The following is a 14,899-nucleotide window of genomic DNA, read 5'->3' on the forward strand; positions in this document are numbered from 1 at the left end:
CAAAAAAATATTTAAAGTGTATTATAACTTATTCTTTTTGCTTTGTCAGCCTTTCTATAAAAATAAGAGAAAGGAATTTCTTCTCCTGTCGCGAATACCTTACATAGTTCCTAAAACGTCAAAGAGAGATGCTTTATTATTGGAGGAGTTGCAAGGTATGTACGAAGAGACTAAAAACCATATATTTGCGCTGGATATCGGCACGCGCAGCGTCGTCGGCCTCCTTGTTTCACCTGCCCCCGGCGGTAAATTCACCGTTCTCGGCTATGAGCGCGAAGAACACGAAGAGCGTTCGATGCTGGACGGTCAAATCCATGATGTCGTGGCTGTGGCCGATGTTATTATCCGGGTTAAACAACGGCTGGAATCGAAATTGAATGTTACATTAACGGACGTGGCGGTAGCCGCCGCCGGTCGTTCGCTTCATACGCAGCGCACCCTGGTCACTGAAGATATTTCCGGACTCGGACAACTTACACACAACCATATCGTTGCGCTTGAGTTATCTGCCGTTCAGCAGGCACAGCGTATGCTGGCCAGGGAACATAAGATAAATGATTTCAATCAATATTATTGTGTGGGCTACAGTGTCGTCAATTACTACCTGGATGGGGAGATGATCGGCAGTTTGATGGACCAGCGAGGCAACGAGGCCCGGGTAGAGGTCATTGCCACCTTCCTGCCACGTATGGTAGTGGACTCCCTCATCGCCGCACTGAAACGGGCCGATTTGAACATGCTGGCGCTCACGCTTGAGCCAATTGCTGCGATTAATGTACTCGTACCTTCTACCATGCGCCGCTTGAATGTCGCGCTCGTCGATATCGGTGCAGGTACGTCGGATATCGCCATTACAGGGGACGGGACCGTGATCGCTTACGGCATGGTGCCGGCCGCGGGAGATGAGATTACTGATGCGCTTAGTCAAGCATATCTGCTCGACTTCAATATAGCGGAAGAAGTCAAACGCAAATTGTCCACACAGGAAGAGGTTACGTTCTCCGATATTCTGGGCATGGAGCATACCCTTACTCAGAACGAAGTCATCAGTCAAATCGAAGACGCAATCAACAACCTGGCTGATTTAATCAGCGATCGTATCTTGGAATTGAATAGCAAGCCGCCGCAAGCAGTCATGCTGATCGGCGGGGGGAGCCTAACCCCGAATTTGCCGCAAAAAGTGTCAGAGCGACTTAGCCTCCCGCAGGCACGTGTAGCTGTGAGGGGCGTAGACGCCATCCAGTCTTTTACGGATAAAGCCGATCTGAGCGGACCTGAATTCGTCACCCCGCTTGGTATCGCAGTGGCAGCCAAGAAGCATCCGATTAAATATTTAACCGTATATTTGAATGAAGAACCACTGCGTATTTTTGATTTGAAACAAATGACCGTAGGAGATGTGCTGTTGTACGCGGGTGTGGATATCAAACGCTTGCACGGACGCCCCGGACTTGCCATGACTGTACATATGAACGGAAAATTGAAAATAATTCCCGGAGGACATGGAACCGCGCCTCAAATCCTGCTGAACGGAAATCCCGTTCAATTGGATGCGCCGATACAAGCAGAGGATCGCTTAGTCTTTACACCGGGACAGGATGGAACATCTGCCACGGCAAAACCGATTGAACTTGCGGAAGATGAAAGTGTGGACACGCTTGATGTAATGCTAAATGATACGCCTTTATCTCTGTCTCCGATGGTGATGATTAACGGGCAGGAAGCCGCCTGGGATACACCGCTGAAAGACAGGGACCAGATAGAAATCCGTCGGCCCTCCACGCTGCGGGAGGTGTTAACAGCCGCACAAGCATATACACCAAATATGGAAATGCAACAGTTCCAGTTTACCGTTAACGGAAGAATCATGCGGCACGAATACGCTATGTATTCATTTTTCATAAACGGGCGGAAAGCACAATTAGACGATAAGATACAGAAAAACGATCAGATTGTCTATCATATGCAGGCATCAGCATCATTGCCTTCGATTGCCGATGTGCTTCCGGTCGAGGAGCAGACCGCAGTGAATACGATTGTGACATTTAACGGAAAGACGCTGCAAATTCCGACAAGCGAGACGGAAATCTACCTGGACGGGGAGCGTGCTCAACTCTCGGATCCCATTCGTGCAAATGCAGCCATTACCTTGAAGGTACGTTTCAAGCGTGAGCCGGTATTCAGCGATGTGTTCCGTTACGTCAGCGACAACCTGCACGCTACCGAGCCGGGAAAAAAACTCGTCATCACCATCAACGGTGCTCCAGCCTCCTTCCAGGACCCCATCAAAACCGGAGACATACTGGAGTTTGAATGGAAATAGCATGCACAGGAGAGAGAAAAGAATGAGAATACGATTTTAATGTAGAAAAAGGCGAACGCCTTTTTCTTCCCTGGCTCTCATTTCCTCTTTCTCTCCTTCTTTTCTCACGATTTTCACAGAAAAAGAGGGGCACAGCATTACGCAGACATTGCTGTGCCCCTCTTTTTTATGCGATAGCTTCCTTCAGGTTTTTCTCCGTAATATTCCAGTGCGATGTATGCCACACGACGCTGCCGTCTTTCACATAGAGTACCTGGGGAGATTCGTGCTTAACGCCGAAACGTTCGGCGATTTCGTTCGATACCGGACGGGCGGTTTGCACGATAACAAGTCCCCACGGCTTCATTCCTTCATGCTTGGCATATTGCATAAACTCATTATATGCTTGGCTGCTAATCGGGCATGTCGTACTATGCTTCAGCAGTACGACCTCCGCATTTTCCTCCAGGAATTGATTTAACTCTTCAATTGTTGTTAGCTCTTTCACTTTTTCTCTCTCTCCTTTCGTTTCATTTGCTTCCTATTCTATATTACCCTTTTTTTCTCATGCCATAAATACAAAAAGCCGTCTGTATGCATAAGGCACACAGTGGCTTCGCCTTTACTGTCCTGCTTGCTGTTTCGCTTCCGTGTGAGCCGACGATGCTTCCGCCGCCTGCCAGGCGGTCACTACCTGCTGCAAATTCCGGTTGGCCTGACTCGCCTGAGTAGCTACCTGTCCGATTTCATCAGGAAGCGCATAGCGCGGTGCGGTCCAGCCGCTGGCAGTCATCACCTGGGCGACTTCCGCTACATTTTGTATCGAATGGTTCAACAGTTGCTGGAAGCCCTGGCTGAGTTCAGGACAACTTGTCTCGGTAATCGTCTGCGCATAGGCCATGACCATCATTTTCTCATGTGCCAGCAATTCCTCTGCAATCTGTTTGTCCGTCACAGGCATGCCCCTCGCTCCTTCCCTACTGAATTCCCTGCGGCGGATGTTGATGCTGATTCAGCATCTGACAGAGAAGTTGATAATTTTTCTGGTGACGCGTCGCCATCTGTCCACACACTTCCCTAAGTTCGGCGGTTACAACTTGTGACACCGCATTCATGTACGTCTTGCACAGCATTTCTTCCTGACTCATCCTCGCTTCCAGCTGTACCAATTCGGCAGCAGTTAGAGGCTCCATCCGCATCTTCTGCACCATACTTTCAACCTCCGAAAATAAAGATCCAACTGTACAACGTATAGTTTCTCCAAATTTTCTTAAGCTCCTCATACAAATCCTGTCAATAATAATTGAGATATTTCACAGAATCGTGCATAATAAGTAAGGTTGAGGTTATGAAAACAGGTTGTGTAAGATTTCAGAAGAGGTGGTTACAGACATGAAAAAAACAGTAGTGGTAATGCAGGGCGATCAAACAGGACAAGAACTTCTCGATGAAGCGCTGCGCGTGCTCCAACCAGAAGTTATCGGCTTTGATATCGAGCTTGAAACATATGATTTAAGTCTTGAAAACCGCAAAAGAACGAATAACGAAGTCGTACATGAAGCAGCCCGCGCTATGAAACGGACAGGCTTCGGTCTGAAGGCTGCGACCATCACACCGGAAGAAAAAGGATCTGTAGGAAGCCCGAATGCGATTCTCCGTCGCGAAATCGACGGAAAAGTCATCCTGCGGACCGGCCGCCGTATTCCCGGCATTCGTCCGGTAGCTGGTGCATACGCTCCGATTTCCGTTGTACGCATGGCCGTAGGCGATGCATACGGTGCAAAAGAATGGCGTGAAGGCGAAGGCGTAGACGAAGTAGCGTACCGCACGGAAAAAGTCGATCGTAAAACATGCCGCGCCGTAGCGGAATTTGCGTTCCGTCATGCACAAAAAACAAACGCCAAAGTATTCGGCGGTCCGAAATATACGGTAAGTCCGGTATACGAAGGCATGCTGAAAGAAGAAATGGACGCTGCAAGCAAGCGCTACCCGACCGTGCAATACGAACCGCAGTTGATCGATGCAACGTATGCACTGCTCCTGTCTTCCGCAGGCGATGCCATGGTTATTCCAGCGTTGAACCGCGACGGCGACTGCTTGAGCGACATGGTACTGCAGATGTTCGGATCTATCGCAGGTGCGGAATCTGTACTGCTTGGATTCGACGAAGAGTTCAATACGCAAGCCGTTATGGTAGAAGCTCCTCACGGTACGGCTCCGACACTCCAGGGCAAGAACATTGCCAATCCAATGGCCATGATTCTCGCTTGCGCCTCTCTGCTCACCTACTTCCATGAGCAAAAAGCCACGATGGCCTCTCGCGCTATTTATGAAGCAACAATCGAAGCTGTAAGTCAAGGCGTTCGCACGGCTGACCTTGGAGGCAGCGCAACGACAAGCGAATTCACGGATGAAGTGATTCAACGCGTGAAAACAAAACTCGATGTATGGTCTACCATGCAGAACTTCTAATTTTATGTAATCTTTTATATAATAAGCAAGAGGTCCATTCCTTACCTGGTGAGGATGGACCTTTTGCACTTCCTGGTTTAGAAAGGATAGATGCAGTGTGAGGTTTGCAAAACGGATTATCTCAACCGGCTTTGCCATCTTGCTCCTCTGCTCATTCGTTCTTCTTACCAATAATACGTCCGCCGATTTCTCTTATCGGGTTACGAGTATTTTGATGAGCGATTACAAGCTGAATGTGCAGGGATGGGTCGAAGATGTAAAACCATCGGTCACGAAAAAACAATACGAGCATGCGACGTACACATACTATAATTACCGCAGCGGAAAACGTTCATTTCGCTTAATAACGGTGGAAATCGATAACGGGGACGTTATGTATTTTGCAGAAAATCATGTGACAAGCGAGGCGAATCGGGTCTCTCTGCGCATCACGGCAAAAGATGGGAACCCGCAGGAGATTTATTCGTTTCTTCCCGGAAAGCCGTCCGCATGGCAAAAACTGACCGAAATGCCTGATTCTCTGAATGCGCCTACATATGCAGAAGGGGAGAAGCTATCGTATCGTATCGGCAAGACCGAGGTATACCGGCCGCTGGGCCATACAGTATTCGAAGAGATGCCTTATTACTCTCCCAATGTAACCGTGCGAAAAAAAAGCAAGGACATGGAATATGAGGCTGTGCTCCCTGCCGACAGCACATCCATGAGCACGAACTGGGGGATTCTCTCGGGCCCTCCTCTGATAAATTGGAGCGAACAAAAAGCATACAAAAAAGCGTTGGACATCGAATTCGATCAGGATAAAAAGCTTCGGGGAGACGGTGCCTATACAATGATTCCAAAGAATTACGAGCCAGCAACCGAGACGGCGTTTTACCGAAATCCCAGCAATGGCGAAGGACTTCGTGCGAATGAATTTGTCTCCCAACCCTCTATGGGCAAGCTGTTTACCGATATCTCCACCCATCTGGCCTATACTGCGGTAGCCGCACAAAACGAAGAAGGATATTGGCCGACCTATCCTCGTTCCAAATGGCTTAATAAAGAATACCGCATCGGCTACGCTTATATGGATAACCGGCGAAACGCAGACAATGCAACATTCCTGCTGCGCTACCTGCAGCAGAAACCGGATTCAGCGGTTCGGCAAGCGTTAAACAAATGGGACAGCTATCTGCTTCGATATATCGACAGATACAACCAGCAGGTAGACGGTCGCACAATCAGCTTTATTCCTGATTATGTCGGCCATGAAGGCAGCAGGCGCACACATACGTCGCTTAACCACCTGGCGGCCAATATGAATTATCTACTTGAAGCGTATCTGTATGACCGGGATCCCGCCAAGAAAAAAGCGGCTGAAAAACTGTACGCAGCATTGGAAGTCACCAATCAAAAGTGGATTCGTCCGGACTCTAACTTCTATTACGCGCTTACGCCTTCCTTCTCGCCTTATCCGGCGGAGGACTATTATAAACTAACGCGCGACGACTTGCTCCATTCGCAAACGCTGCTGGTTCTGCTTCACGGACAGCGCAGTAAAACGCTGCAATATTTAATCGAGCAAAAGGAAAAATGGATAAACGCCCATCCGGCACCGGAAGTGAAATTTCCAGAAATCAAAACCCCCTGACCGCTCGGCAATCAGGGGGTTCTTTACGTGTGTTTATGCTTTTTTGTTCTTTCTTTTTGAAGCAACAAACATGACGGTTAACAAAATGAGCGGAATCGCCATGGACCCGATTAATCCAAATATTGCAATTTGTTGTCCACCCATACGAGCGTACCCCCCTGTGCTAATTTGATTCCATTGTAATAAAAAGAGGCAGGCTGCGTCTACCGCGATCCCGTTCATTTTACACAGGTAGCCCTGTCTTTTTAATCAATTGTAAAACTTTCTTCACATTTTTCAGTTTGCCTTCGCTGCAACGCTTTTACGATTTGACGCAGCCACCGCGTATCCCCAAGCGACTTTACAAGCAGATATAAGTCGAGCCATTCGTCAACGGTAAACGGCTTCCCCGAAGTGCGGTTTTTCAGCATCATACGAGTAAACGCCGAATGTTCAGCAAATGAAATCGCCCTTTCTTCTTTCGATGTATGAAGGCGCTGCAGACACTGCTTTAAATCTTCTTTCACCTGCTCTACCAGCTCATGATGTTCGCAGTAGCAGCATCGGTATATAGGCACATGTTCAATTTGGGTATGATTCATATACACTAGTTTGCGCAAATATAAATGCATCACATGGCCGCAGCGGGCACATTGTTTCTCCATTGCCTGTTCCCCTTTCCCGTCACACACTGTCGGTTTGCCTTATATGTATTCAGGGAAAGGGCGGTTTAACCCTCTTTAATAGCGAGCGTTAATTTTTCGACATGCCGGACAGATCGCCACTCTTGCCGCGCTGCCCTCCTCATTTTCCACTGTATATCCTTTCAAACTTTCATTCGAATCACAATACATACACTCGGAAGAGAAATCCATGTCAAAGTTCGCTTTCCAGGCAAATGGCTTGAAAACTTGACCGATGCCAATCCATTGCGACATTTCGCTCATTTTGCAACCTCCTTGCATTCACCAGCATTCTTTTCTTCGATATTTTCTATCATGAACAATAACTATCTGCTTTATACGAATTGCAAGAAAATAATTACTTTCACATTGTCCCATCCGCCACATACACTGTATAGATAACGTTTATGTATCGACGCCAATACTGTGTTCAAACCACAAAAGGATATCGATACATCTGTATGTAATTCATACTGGCAGGAAGGAGGAAAGTGATTGAAACGAAAAACCGCTCATGTAACCAGAACATTCCGTAAACCTTCCCACATGCATCCCGCTAACTTCTTCGTTCCTATCGTGGAAAAAACAACACCGGCCATCATCTCTATCACTACGGAAGACTATGTTGTAAATCGAAAAATGTCACAAATCCTGCACCACTTTCTGTTTCCCAATTCCCAGGCACCCGGAAAAGAGGTGCGCCGCAGCTTCGGCACCGGCTTTATTATTCATCCGCGGGGATATGTGCTCACAAGCGAACATGTCATTCACAATGCTAAAACCATTTACGTCAAGCTGGCTTCCGGCGAAACAAAACCAGCAGAGGTTATGTGGAGCGACCAAAAGCGCGATCTCACCCTTCTCCGTATCACAACAGTACGCGGCCCGCTTCCCGTACTCCCGCTCGGCTCTTCCACTGAAGTCCAAGTAGGTGAAATGGTCATCTCCATCGGCAATCCGCTCGGGCTTGAGAATACCGTAACCACCGGTATTATTAGCGCAAAAAACCGGCCGGTACAAATCGCCGGCCGGAAATACGAAGATATTATTCAAACGGATGCCGCCATTAATCCTGGAAACAGCGGCGGACCACTTATCAATATGAACGGCGAAGCGATCGGCATGAACGCCTTTATCATCCGGGACAACCATGGGCTTGGTTTCGCTATCGGGATTGACAGTATCAAACCGCTCATCCGTAAATTTCTGTAGACATTTATTCGTACGACGTGCTGACAAACTCCACATCCGGATTCTTCTCTTTCGCCCAGCGCTCGGCGAACTCATTCTCCAGTAATACCACCAATCTTCCTTCCCGGTCGCGCACTACCAGGCTTCCCCCGTATTGAATCAAATTCAATTCATGTTCTTTCTTATTTCCTTTTACCCAGCGGGCCAGTGAATAGCCTAACGGTTGAATTTCAACCTCCACGCCGTATTCGCCCCGCATCCGGTGTTCGAACACCTCGAGCTGCAACTGGCCCACGACGCCAAGAATCAGCGTCTCGGCGCCGGGGGCAGCCGTAGTGAAATACTGGACAGCCCCTTCTTCCGTCAGCTGCTGCATCCCTTTATGGAATTGCTTATGCTTCATTGCGTCTTTAGCACGTACTCGCGCAAAAATTTCCGGCGAGAAATGCGGAATGCCGGCAAAATTAAACGTCTGGTTTCCTTCTACCAGCGTATCCCCGATTCCGAATGTACCCGGATCGAACAATCCAATAATATCCCCCGGGTATGCTTCTTCGACAATGTTACGTTCCTGCGCCAGAAATTGCTGTGGTTGAGATAACTTGATGCGTTTACCGGTACGAACATGCTGCACCGCCATGCCGCGGTTGAACGTACCCGATACAATCCGCAAAAAAGCGATGCGGTCACGGTGAGCCGGATTCATGTTAGCCTGGATTTTGAATACAAAGCCGGAAAACTTGCCGCTATCCGGCTGTATCAGTCCTTTGTCGCTCATGCGCGGCGCCGGACTTGGCGCAAGACGAAGGAAATACTCGAGGAATGACTGCACCCCGAAATTGGTCAGCGCACTGCCGAAGAAGACAGGCGTAAGTAAGCCTGTGCTGACTTTCTCCATGTCAAACGGGTCGCCCGCAATGTCTAAAAGCTCGATATCTTCTTCAAGCTTCGCATACAGCGTTTCCCCGATGATTGCTTTCACTCTGGCATTGCTTTCCCCATCCTGAAATGCAGGAATAATATTGCGTTCCTTCTCCCCGCGCTTAAACAGCTCAACCCACTGCTTCTCCCGGTCATATACGCCGTGAAAATCGATCCCTGATCCGATCGGCCAGTTCATCGGACACGAACGGATGCCAAGCACCTCTTCCAGTTCCTCAAGAAGCTCCAGCGGATCTTTCGCATCGCGATCCATTTTATTGATGAATGTGAAGATTGGAATCTTCCGCATGCGGCATACTTCAAACAGCTTAATCGTCTGCGGCTCTACCCCTTTGGCCGCGTCAATCAGCATCACCGCGCTATCGGCCGCGGTCAATGTACGATATGTGTCTTCGCTGAAATCCTGGTGTCCGGGCGTATCCAAAATATTGACCGCATACCCGTCATAGGAGAATTGCATTACGCTTGATGTGACGGAAATACCGCGCTGCTTCTCAATCTCCATCCAGTCAGATGTGGCCTGCTTCGATTTGCGGCTTTTGACCATCCCCGCAGTATGAATCGCACCACCGAAATACAACAGCTTTTCGGTCAGCGTCGTTTTTCCGGCGTCCGGGTGCGAGATGATCGCAAATGTTTTTCTTGTTTCTTGCTTAGCCATATATGTAAAAAAGCCTCCGTTTTCTTGAGTTTGCAACACATTTAACTATACCATGTTTCCTTGCCGCAAAAAAGAAAAAGAGAACGCCTCCTCGGAAGCATTCTCTTTCTGTGCAGTACGCTCTGTTAACGGAACGGCGCAGTGACTGAGCGGCCGATATCGCGAATGAGTACGGCAATATCCCGGCCGGTTGTGCGCAGCGCATTTGCCCCCATTCCGCCCATCCGATCGCTCAACGTACGTATACGCTGTGTCAGTGTTTTGTCTGCGGTGACGTGAACGGCGTACCCGGGTTCAGCACGCTTAACGGCTTCATATACGCTGCGCTCTAACATTTTCATATTGGACGCCGTGCTCCCTTCGATCCCGATAACCGCGTCATTTCCATGCACAACCACAGTAGCGCGGGTCACCCCGTTTACATTCGACGCAATCCGGGCTATGCGTTCAGCTACCTGTTGGTTCTGCTGTGCCGTCCCATCAGGACGAACGCCATAAGCGTTATAACGGTCAGGAACAGCATTCGGGTACGGATACAGACGCGCCATATCGGGACGCAGCCCATAGTACTGTGTACCATATGGACGAATGCCGAGATTGTCGTTCATCGTCGTGCCGTTTGTATTATACTGGTTCAAACGGTACGTTTCGGACTGTGTTCTCGCCGCGTTATCCGTTCCGGTACGCGGCCCGCAGGCGGCAAGCGTGCCGGCCATCGTCAGGGCAAGCGAAGCGGCAACAACCATTTTTACCGGTTTGTACATAGATAGGTCACTCCCATCTTTCGTTTGTGCAGCTAAAACAGAAGTCACCGTGAAAATAAATGGCAAAGGGCCGGAATTTATCGTTCCTACCTTTTTTTCCTGCGTTATCCTCTGTTAGGATAATTAATGGCCGGGTTCACTTGGCTGAGAAATACTAGAAAGAGCGTCGCCCGCCTCATTCTGGTAAATATCCTGAACTGCCAGGTCACCTAGAGCGACAATGCCTACGACCTGGTTATTATCAACAACCGGCAAACGGCGAATTTGATTTTTTGCCATAAGGGCAGCCGCCTCATGTACGTCCATTTGTGCCGGTGCCGTAACGATATTGTGCGTCATGATATCGCGCACCTTTGTCTGGCTGTCGCGATTCTGAGCTGAAGCGCGGATCGCGATATCACGGTCTGTAATCATCCCTACGCACTGACCGTTTTCCACAACCGGAACAGCTCCCACATTGTAGCTGTTCATGATGTTTGCCGCTTCCTGAAGCGTTTGGTTCGGCTGTACCGTAGCCACCTGACGGGTCATGATATCCTGTAAACGTTGTGACATTTTTTTCCCTCCCGTGTGCGTATGTCGGATTCAGGTGAATCCTTTTATAGCGTGATAAATAAAGATAAAATGTATGCGTGGGTAATTCTGCAAAGGAGGGCTGCTGTGAAGGTTTTACTTTTATTTCTTACACTGTGGGTTGGCCTTGGAACATGGGGACTTTCTCCCGTGTCAGCGGCCGACGGCAAACTGGCCGGCAAAAAGATTGTATTGATTCCGCTGGACAGCCGACCTGTGAATACTGAATACATAACAATGCTCGGGGAAATAAGCGGAACGTCCGTCGTCTACCCGAAGGAAGGGATGGATGAATACAGGCGGTCTGCCGACTATCCAAAAATAAAAGCATTCTTAATGCGCGAACTCCCCAAAGCAGACGCTGTCTTTATCTGCGTACCTCAGTGGCTGAACGGGAGCCTAATCGAAGGAAGACATACAATGAGCTACATTTTGAATGGCCATCGGCTAGATGATTTGAAATCCATCCTATCTGCCTATAAAGACAAAAAAGTGTACCTCATCGGGCTTATCCCCCGGGAAAAACCTTCCTATGCAGGCGCTGCTTTTTCTTATGCGACGGAACTTACGCAGTACGGACGCAAGTACGCACAGTACATGCTGTCCAAGACGGAAGTTAGCCGCAATTATATGCTGTATTTTCTGCGCAAACTGGAAAGCTCAATTCCATCTATGTACGTGAAGGATTATTTACGTTTATTTAATGAAAACGCGCGGGTTTTATATATACTGTCCAATTGGGCTAAGGCCGGTCTCGTCGATGAAGTAGTTATCGGCACCGATGATACAAGCGACATTGGATTACCGAAACTCAACGAGTGGAGAATCCGTCAGTACTGCCGCGAACAGGGGATTCGCAATGTTCATATTATGACAGGAGCGGACGATATTACCGCTCTTCTGCTGGCACGATACAAAAATGAGGTGACCGGCTCTGCATCCCGCTATGACATTACCTTCTCCCATGAAGGATTAAAAAGCAAAATCAAGGCATACGACGGGCAGCCTTTGAACGAAGTCATCCGGGATAAGATCGCGTTCGTTCAACCTGAGGAGCCAGTGAACAGTGTACCTGCCTCCCTGTCGCTCTATATCCATTCACACGAAGAATCCATTGAAAAGCTCAAACGCTGGATTCATGAAAACCCTGGACGTGTACGCGGCGTGGCCGACGTATCGTACGCAGGCTTCCTCGATACGGTTTGGATGGAGAACTATCTGCGGCAGCAGCTTTCCCGCGAGATTGATAGCTTTGCGGCGTGGAATACGAGCGGTAATACACTGGGTCTGCTTGTGGCTCACATGGAGATGATCCGCGATCAGCCAACCTGGAATACTGCGCACGAGAAATGGCTGACGCTTCGCTATGCTGAAGATTATTATTATAACGTTATTAAACGTTACGAATTTGCGATGCGTTACCCTTCCACTATGGAGCTTTCACCTAATGAAGAAGAAGCGTTAATGAAAGAGGTTGAGACGCAAACAAATAAATTTCTGACTACTCTTTCCCTTGCCACGCGCAGAGACGGACATCAAGAATCTGTACCTGTTCCTATTCGCGTTGAAAAAGCCGCACTTCCATGGCACCGCATTTTTGAAATTCGCTATATATGGAGGTAAAAAAAGACGGACATCCCCAATCCGTATCGGAGATGTGCGTCTTTTTTCATTTTGCCTTCGCTGTTGTAATAATCTTTGCGATTTCCGGGATTTTCATATTGCTGCTAAGATCATACGTACCGAAACGTACCGAACCCATAAGGCTGAAATCATTTAAATACTTCAACAGCACTTTTTTATCCTTGATAATATGGACCTCCTGCAGCTTATCAGCCACTTCTTCCGGACTCATGCCTTTCCCGATTACCAGGCGATATGTGTATACTTTCTCCTCAGGCTGTACCGCCGGTTTCGGCTGCGGCTGTTGACTTGCTGCCGTGTTTGCCAGAGACGGAGCAGGCATTTGGATTTCTTTGATTGGCTGACTTGCAGGATCCTGCTTCTGCACGCTCTCAGCCTTGGCTTTCTTCTCAGGCAGCTCCCTGTAATAAACGAACGACAGTACTGCGGTTGAAAATAAGATGCCGGCGGCGAACCCGCGCAATCCTTGCTTTGTTACTTTAAGCACCCTCTTTTTTCTCCTTTATGCTTTCTTTCGCGTGGCGATTGTCTGCAATCTTTCGATTCGCCTGCGCACCCAGCGTATTCTGTACCTGGTGGATTTCTTTAAGAATCTGAATGGACAGATTCTCTACCTTCTCTTCCAACTGTCCGGCCTGATCTTTCTCCTTATAAAAGGAGTAAATGAGAATCCCAATACCAAGCAAAAGTAAGCCGATAATTGTATACTCCATAGTTTCCTCCATTCATTCGTTTATTTGTTCGTTCCCGGATGCATGTTTTTCTGCCTTTTCCTTTATACCATACCTACATGAAAATACAAGGGAAAATCGACACTGAAACCGTTTTCTCCCATTTTGTTACACGAATTTTGTCGAATAATGCATTCGTCCTTTTTTGAAAAAAAACTGTACTTTGTACAAACCGTCCTCCCATATCTATAGGAAAGGTTAAACACATCGAAAGGAGCGCAAGCACATGCATACGTTTCGCAAAAAGTATCGCGTATACGCAAGCCCGTGTGATCCATGTCCGCCGATGACCAGAAAAACATATGAAACTCCGCCGCAGTTGTATATGGGCTTTCAGCCCTATGGATTGCCACAATACCCACCAGCAGAGGCACTATGTCTAGGGACTCTATGGCCCGCCCTGTATGCCCCGTACCAAAACCCGTATAAAGACAAACACGGCAAGGGAGGGGGAGACGCATGAAGCAGACGGATGAACAGTACCGTGACCTTTTGCTCGAAATCCAACAGGTTGACTTTGTTATTATTGAGTTGAATTTGTATCTTAATACCCACCCGCATGACCATGCAGCTATTGCACAATACAACGAGTATGTACAGCGCAGCATGCAACTGAAAAAGAATTTCGAGGCAATATATGGTCCGTTGACCAGTTTTGGTTACAGCTATTCCCCTATCCCTTGGAAATGGAAGGATGCTCCCTGGCCCTGGCAAGTATAGTATCAAAAAATGAAGGTAAAGGAGGCGAGCGGATTTGTGGTTTTATGAAAAAAAACTGCAGTATCCGGTACGGGTAAGCAAATGTGATGTGCGGATGGCAAAATTCTTAATCGAACAATACGGAGGCGCGGACGGAGAGCTGGCCGCAGCGCTGCGTTATCTAAATCAGCGCTATACAGTGCCCGAAAAAGTCATTGGAGTTCTAAATGATATCGGAACGGAAGAACTCGCTCACCTGGAGATGATTGCGACAATGGTGTATAAATTAACGAAAGATGCCACGCCTGAAGAATTGGAAAAAGCCGGACTCGGAGCGCATTACGCTAATCATGATAAAGCGCTGTTTTATCATAACGCTGCCGGTGCCCCATGGACTGCGACTTATATACAGGCCAAAGGCGATCCAATCGCCGATTTGTACGAAGATATCGCCGCCGAAGAAAAAGCACGCGCTACATACCAGTGGCTGATTAACATGACGGATGATCCGGATTTAATGGATTCACTCAACTTCCTGCGTGAACGCGAAATCGTCCATTCTCAACGCTTCCGTGAAGCGGTAGAGATTCTAAAAGAAGAGCGGGACAGAAAAAAAGTTTTCTAT

General features: G+C 48.2%; 18 protein-coding genes. 8 read left to right on the forward strand and 10 right to left on the reverse strand.

Translation table 11 applies throughout. The features are described 5' to 3' along the window. Positions 1–157: 157 nt before the first annotated feature. Positions 158–2,323: a cell division protein FtsA gene (locus ADA01nite_RS03310; RefSeq protein WP_146808481.1), complete on the forward strand. Its 2,166-nt coding sequence runs from the start codon at positions 158–160 to the stop codon at positions 2,321–2,323. A gap of 166 nt (positions 2,324–2,489) precedes the next feature. Here the strand turns inward: ADA01nite_RS03310 and ytxJ are convergent, their stop codons facing one another. The 3 genes from ytxJ to ADA01nite_RS03325 all read right to left on the reverse strand — a co-directional run bounded on the left by ytxJ (position 2,490) and on the right by ADA01nite_RS03325 (position 3,513). Next, positions 2,490–2,810, reverse strand: coding sequence for a bacillithiol system redox-active protein YtxJ (gene ytxJ / locus ADA01nite_RS03315; RefSeq protein ID WP_146808482.1), 321 nt, complete (start codon positions 2,808–2,810; stop codon positions 2,490–2,492). Between the two features lie 114 nt (positions 2,811–2,924). Further along, positions 2,925–3,263: a spore coat protein gene (locus tag ADA01nite_RS03320; RefSeq protein ID WP_146808483.1), complete on the reverse strand. Its 339-nt coding sequence runs from the start codon at positions 3,261–3,263 to the stop codon at positions 2,925–2,927. Between the two features lie 16 nt (positions 3,264–3,279). Next, positions 3,280–3,513 carry a hypothetical protein gene (locus ADA01nite_RS03325; protein ID WP_146808484.1) on the reverse strand — a complete coding sequence of 78 codons (234 nt, stop codon included), beginning with the start codon at positions 3,511–3,513 and terminating at the stop codon, positions 3,280–3,282. A 181-nt stretch (positions 3,514–3,694) separates the two neighbouring features. Between ADA01nite_RS03325 and ADA01nite_RS03330 the strand changes: the two genes are divergently transcribed. Together ADA01nite_RS03330 and ADA01nite_RS03335 are read left to right on the forward strand one after the other, a co-directional pair. Then, entirely contained in the window at positions 3,695–4,774 is a 1,080-nt protein-coding gene (locus ADA01nite_RS03330) for an isocitrate/isopropylmalate family dehydrogenase (RefSeq protein ID WP_146808485.1), read from the forward strand. Positions 4,775–4,871: 97 nt separating this feature from the next. Next, positions 4,872–6,407 carry a hypothetical protein gene (locus ADA01nite_RS03335; RefSeq protein WP_146808486.1) on the forward strand — a complete coding sequence of 512 codons (1,536 nt, stop codon included), beginning with the start codon at positions 4,872–4,874 and terminating at the stop codon, positions 6,405–6,407. Positions 6,408–6,652: 245 nt separating this feature from the next. Here the strand turns inward: ADA01nite_RS03335 and ADA01nite_RS03340 are convergent, their stop codons facing one another. Both ADA01nite_RS03340 and ADA01nite_RS03345 read right to left on the reverse strand, forming a co-directional pair. After that, positions 6,653–7,051 (reverse strand): hypothetical protein, encoded by a 399-nt coding sequence (locus ADA01nite_RS03340; RefSeq protein ID WP_146808487.1) that lies wholly within the window; start codon positions 7,049–7,051, stop codon positions 6,653–6,655. A 75-nt stretch (positions 7,052–7,126) separates the two neighbouring features. Continuing rightward, the gene (locus tag ADA01nite_RS03345) at positions 7,127–7,333 is read right to left on the reverse strand and encodes a hypothetical protein (protein WP_246147203.1); all 207 of its coding nucleotides are present in this window, start codon (positions 7,331–7,333) and stop codon (positions 7,127–7,129) included. Positions 7,334–7,564: 231 nt separating this feature from the next. Here ADA01nite_RS03345 and ADA01nite_RS03350 point away from each other — a divergent pair, with 231 nt between their 5' ends. Further along, on the forward strand, positions 7,565–8,281 hold the full coding sequence (locus tag ADA01nite_RS03350) for a S1C family serine protease (protein WP_246147204.1): 717 nt from the start codon (positions 7,565–7,567) through the stop codon (positions 8,279–8,281). Positions 8,282–8,285: 4 nt separating this feature from the next. Here the strand turns inward: ADA01nite_RS03350 and ADA01nite_RS03355 are convergent, their stop codons facing one another. The 3 genes from ADA01nite_RS03355 to ADA01nite_RS03365 form a co-directional block, all read right to left on the reverse strand. Beyond that, complete coding sequence (locus ADA01nite_RS03355; protein WP_146808489.1) at positions 8,286–9,863, reverse strand: peptide chain release factor 3; 1,578 nt, start codon at positions 9,861–9,863, stop codon at positions 8,286–8,288. Between the two features lie 125 nt (positions 9,864–9,988). Continuing rightward, the gene (locus ADA01nite_RS03360) at positions 9,989–10,627 is read right to left on the reverse strand and encodes a YhcN/YlaJ family sporulation lipoprotein (RefSeq protein WP_146808490.1); all 639 of its coding nucleotides are present in this window, start codon (positions 10,625–10,627) and stop codon (positions 9,989–9,991) included. Between the two features lie 123 nt (positions 10,628–10,750). After that, positions 10,751–11,182, reverse strand: coding sequence for a CBS domain-containing protein (locus ADA01nite_RS03365; RefSeq protein WP_146808491.1), 432 nt, complete (start codon positions 11,180–11,182; stop codon positions 10,751–10,753). 105 nt (positions 11,183–11,287) lie between these two features. Here ADA01nite_RS03365 and ADA01nite_RS03370 point away from each other — a divergent pair, with 105 nt between their 5' ends. Continuing rightward, the gene (locus tag ADA01nite_RS03370) at positions 11,288–12,823 is read left to right on the forward strand and encodes a DUF4127 family protein (RefSeq protein ID WP_170230133.1); all 1,536 of its coding nucleotides are present in this window, start codon (positions 11,288–11,290) and stop codon (positions 12,821–12,823) included. A 46-nt stretch (positions 12,824–12,869) separates the two neighbouring features. Here the strand turns inward: ADA01nite_RS03370 and ADA01nite_RS03375 are convergent, their stop codons facing one another. Beyond that, positions 12,870–13,331, reverse strand: coding sequence for an endolytic transglycosylase MltG (locus ADA01nite_RS03375; protein ID WP_146808493.1), 462 nt, complete (start codon positions 13,329–13,331; stop codon positions 12,870–12,872). Continuing rightward, on the reverse strand, positions 13,324–13,557 hold the full coding sequence (locus ADA01nite_RS03380) for a hypothetical protein (RefSeq protein WP_146808494.1): 234 nt from the start codon (positions 13,555–13,557) through the stop codon (positions 13,324–13,326). The genes ADA01nite_RS03375 and ADA01nite_RS03380 overlap by 8 nt, the downstream gene beginning before the upstream one ends. Before the next feature lie 244 nt (positions 13,558–13,801). Here ADA01nite_RS03380 and ADA01nite_RS03385 point away from each other — a divergent pair, with 244 nt between their 5' ends. The 3 genes from ADA01nite_RS03385 to ADA01nite_RS03395 all read left to right on the forward strand — a co-directional run. Then, entirely contained in the window at positions 13,802–14,038 is a 237-nt protein-coding gene (locus ADA01nite_RS03385; protein WP_146808495.1) for a spore coat associated protein CotJA, read from the forward strand. Next, positions 14,035–14,295, forward strand: a complete 261-nt coding sequence (locus tag ADA01nite_RS03390) for a spore coat protein CotJB (RefSeq protein WP_146808496.1) — start codon at positions 14,035–14,037, stop codon at positions 14,293–14,295. Before ADA01nite_RS03385 ends, ADA01nite_RS03390 begins: the two co-directional genes overlap by 4 nt. Positions 14,296–14,329: 34 nt before the next feature. Continuing rightward, a partial coding sequence (locus ADA01nite_RS03395) for a manganese catalase family protein (protein ID WP_146808497.1) occupies positions 14,330–14,899 on the forward strand: 570 nt, incomplete at its 3' end.

The organism is Aneurinibacillus danicus (assembly GCF_007991215.1).
Taxonomy (GTDB): domain Bacteria; phylum Bacillota; class Bacilli; order Aneurinibacillales; family Aneurinibacillaceae; genus Aneurinibacillus; species Aneurinibacillus danicus.